The 3,275-nt window shown below is 65.1% G+C and carries 4 protein-coding genes; 3 read left to right on the top strand and 1 reads right to left on the bottom strand.

Annotated elements, in window-relative coordinates; translation table 11 throughout:
• The coding region (locus A5625_RS01110) for a restriction endonuclease (protein ID WP_197515908.1) at positions 1 to 260 on the top strand (260 nt) is incomplete at its 5' end.
• A gap of 79 nt (positions 261 to 339) precedes the next feature.
• Here A5625_RS01110 and A5625_RS01105 read toward each other — a convergent pair.
• Positions 340 to 1,029 (bottom strand): GAF and ANTAR domain-containing protein, encoded by a 690-nt coding sequence (locus A5625_RS01105; protein ID WP_066988541.1) that lies wholly within the window; start codon positions 1,027 to 1,029, stop codon positions 340 to 342.
• Between the two features lie 290 nt (positions 1,030 to 1,319).
• Here A5625_RS01105 and A5625_RS01100 point away from each other — a divergent pair, with 290 nt between their 5' ends.
• Together A5625_RS01100 and A5625_RS01095 are read left to right on the top strand one after the other, a co-directional pair.
• On the top strand, positions 1,320 to 1,874 hold the full coding sequence (locus tag A5625_RS01100; protein ID WP_066988542.1) for a hypothetical protein: 555 nt from the start codon (positions 1,320 to 1,322) through the stop codon (positions 1,872 to 1,874).
• Positions 1,875 to 1,890: 16 nt separating this feature from the next.
• Positions 1,891 to 3,207 (top strand): peroxidase, encoded by a 1,317-nt coding sequence (locus A5625_RS01095; protein WP_066988540.1) that lies wholly within the window; start codon positions 1,891 to 1,893, stop codon positions 3,205 to 3,207.
• The last annotated feature ends 68 nt before the right edge of the window (positions 3,208 to 3,275 follow it).

The following is a 3,275-nucleotide window of genomic DNA, read 5'->3' as shown; positions in this document are numbered from 1 at the left end:
CCGTCGGCGTTGCCGCGGTCCAGCAGGTCGTGTCCGGGGCGCTGCAGCACGGCTGTAACCGGACGGTGGTGGTGACCAACCAGTCCTTCACCAAGGCCGCTCGCCGATTGGCCACCACCCACCATTGCCGTCTGGTGGGGCGCACCCAGTTGCAGAGCTGGACCCGGGTCGCGGCCATTCCGGTGCGGGGTCCGCGGCGCACCCACGGGGTGGCGCCCCATCCCGGCCCGCTGCGGCTGGAATCGGAGCGGGAAGCCTAGCAGCGGTCCGGCGGGCTCGCGAGATCCCCAGGGGCGCAGCATGTTCGGTCCGGATCTGACGGACGCTGCCGGCGGTTCCTCACCGCCCAGTCGCATCCTCGATCACCCGGCGTGCGATGTCTCGCAGCGGGGTGTTCATGCTCTGCGACAGCTTGATCAGGGTGTTGAAGGCCGTCTGGTCGTCCAGGTCATAGCGCTCCATGAGAATGCCTTTGGCCTGTCCGATCGTGTCGCGGGTGCTCAGGGCTTCCTTGAACTGCTGTGTGCGCACCACGTTGCTCCAGGCCAGGGCGCCCAGCGTCGCGAAGATGGCGGCAACCCGGCGGGAGTCGTCGGAGAAGGCATGCGGGCGTTCGGCGTAGAAGTTCAGCGCTCCCATGCTCAGCTCGTCGGTGAACATCGGCAGCGATAGAACGCTGCGAATCGGCGTGTGCGCGAGCGCGTCCGCCTGGTACTTCGGCCAGCGCGAGTCGGTATCGAGGTCATCGACAATGACGACTTTGCGGGTCCACGCCGCGTGAACGCAAGGTCCCTCCAGGTGGCGCTGCTGGAACTCGTCGAGCAACCGGGCGCAGTCGTGCGTCACCGATGGTGTGCTGACCTCGTTCTGCCGGCTGGTGACGGTGATTCCCGCTTCCTGCGCCCCCGGCACCCAGCGCGCGGCCGCCCTGGTCAGGTCGTCGAGCACCTGGGGAAACTCCCCGGCATCGGCCGAATAGATGGTGCGCAGAACGTCGGTGAGCAGGGTCAGATCGTCAAAATTGGTCACTGAATGTCGCCCTCATGCGTCGAGACCGGTTGCAGGCTTACCCCGTACCGTTTGCGCAGCCTGCGGTCTCGCGAGGCGATCACTTCTAATTTTGACGGCGACGAATGTCAATGCTGTTTGCTCAGCATTACGGTGAGATCCACTATATCGGCCCGGTTTCCGATGATTGCGCCCCCACCGGCCCGACGATTCGGGGCCGACTGGCTCGATGGCCGCCCATCCGTCAATCCGGGTTGCGTGGGCCAAGTCAGGTGGTAGCGTCCGGCGCACCGGCTGACTTTGGAGCGACGATGGCGGAAGACGAGTGGAGCAAACCCGCGGCCCTGGCCATCCCCAAGGAAGGCTATTTCGAGCTCGAACGCGGTCGCTACGGGCCGATTTATCCCCGCACGCCCGCTTGCTACGGCTTTTCCATCATCGCCAAGGTCAAGGAAGGCCGCGAAGAAGCCGTGCGTGCCCACGGCAAGCAGCTCGAGGAAGCCATCAAGGCCAATCCCGAAGTGCTGGCGCCGCTCCGGCTGCATTACCTGCGCTGGCTGCTCTTCGATGTCGGATCCGGGCTGCACTTCCAGTACCAGGGCATCTTCGACACAGACTTCGACAAGTACACCGAGGATGCGGTGCAATTGTTCAGCCAGACCGGGATTACCACCGTCTTCACCAACCTCGAGGGCTTCCCCGAAGACTGGCGGGAAAACCCCGAGTCCTTCGTCAAGTACGTCCGCGAGCACCAGTGCCCGAGCTTTCTGGAATACGGGGAGTACCCCTATGTCACCGGTGACGAGATCAAGAAGGCGCTACGGCTGAAAGCCGCGTTCCAAACGATGCTGGATCAAATGCAATGACGGCCGGAGCTTTCCGATGCTTGAGCTCGACGACATCCAGCACATCCTGCTGACCCGAACCCCGGCGCTGACCGGACGTTACGAGTTTCTCTCGTTCGACACTCCGGCGGCCGGCCGGGCATGGCTGTCCGAATTGGTCGACGTCGTGGAATCCGCCGCGTCGGCGCGAGACACCATGGACGAAACCAAGCGCTGGGTCACGCTGGGTTTCACCTGGAACGGCCTTCGGGCGCTCGGGGTGCCCGGGGAAGCCCTCGCGACCTGGCCGGAAGAGTTCCGGCAGGGGATGGCCGCCCGAGCCGACATCCTCGGCGACACCGGCCGCAACCACCCCGACAACTGGATCGGGGGATTGGCCGGCGACGACCTGCACGCGATTGCGATCCTGTTCGCGCGCGACGACGACGAGCACGCCCGCGCCACCCGGGCCCACGACGACCTGGTGCAAAGGTGTCCCGGCGTGCGCCGGCTGTCGTATCTGGATCTGAATGCGACACCGCCGTTCAACTACGCCCACGACCACTTCGGCTTCCGGGATCGCTTGTCGCAGCCGGTGATCGAAGGATCGGGCGAGGAGCCCACACCCGGCTCGGGGGCACCGCTGAAGGCCGGGGAGTTCATCCTCGGCTATCCCGACGAGATTGGCCCGGTGGCCAATTCGCCCCAACCGGCGGTGCTCTCACGCAACGGGACCTACGCGGCGTACCGACGGCTGCAGGAACACGTGGCGTTGTTCCGCGACTACATCCGCGCGCAGGCCCGCACACCGGACGACGAGGAGTTGTTGGCGGCGAAATTCATGGGCCGCTGGCGCAGCGGCGCCCCGCTGGTGCTCGCGCCGGACAGAGATGACCCGGCGCTGGGCGCGGACCCTATGCGCAACAACGACTTCAACTACAAGGAGATGGACCCGCTCGGATATGCCTGTCCGTTAGGTGCGCACGCCCGGCGGCTCAACCCGCGGGACACCGCGCCCAACATGAACCGGCGGCGGATGATTCGCCGCGGCGCCACCTATGGGCCGGCGCTTCCCGAAGGTGCGCCCGACGACGGGATGGACCGCGGCATCGCGGCATTCATCATCTGCGCCAGCCTGATCCGGCAGTTTGAATTCGCCCAGAACGTCTGGATCAACGACCGCACGTTCCACGAACTCGTCAACGAGCACGATCCCATCTGTGGAACACAGGACGGCACAATGGAGTTCAAGATACCCAAACGGCCAATCCGGCGAGTTCTCAAGGGGCTTCCTGCTTTCACGACGTTGACCGGCGGGGCGTACTTCTTCCTTCCGGGCATCAACGCGATGCGATACCTCGCGACGCTCGACTGACAACCGGGAAACGATCATGACCACTCTGCCTGCGGCACGCACCTACAACCAAAGCCATGTCATGCGCC

The sequence above is a fragment of the Mycobacterium sp. 1465703.0 genome (assembly GCF_001672975.1).
Classification (GTDB): Bacteria; Actinomycetota; Actinomycetes; order Mycobacteriales; family Mycobacteriaceae; genus Mycobacterium.
The sequence above is the reverse complement of the archived record's forward strand: the minus strand, read 5'-3'. Positions and strand labels throughout refer to the sequence as shown.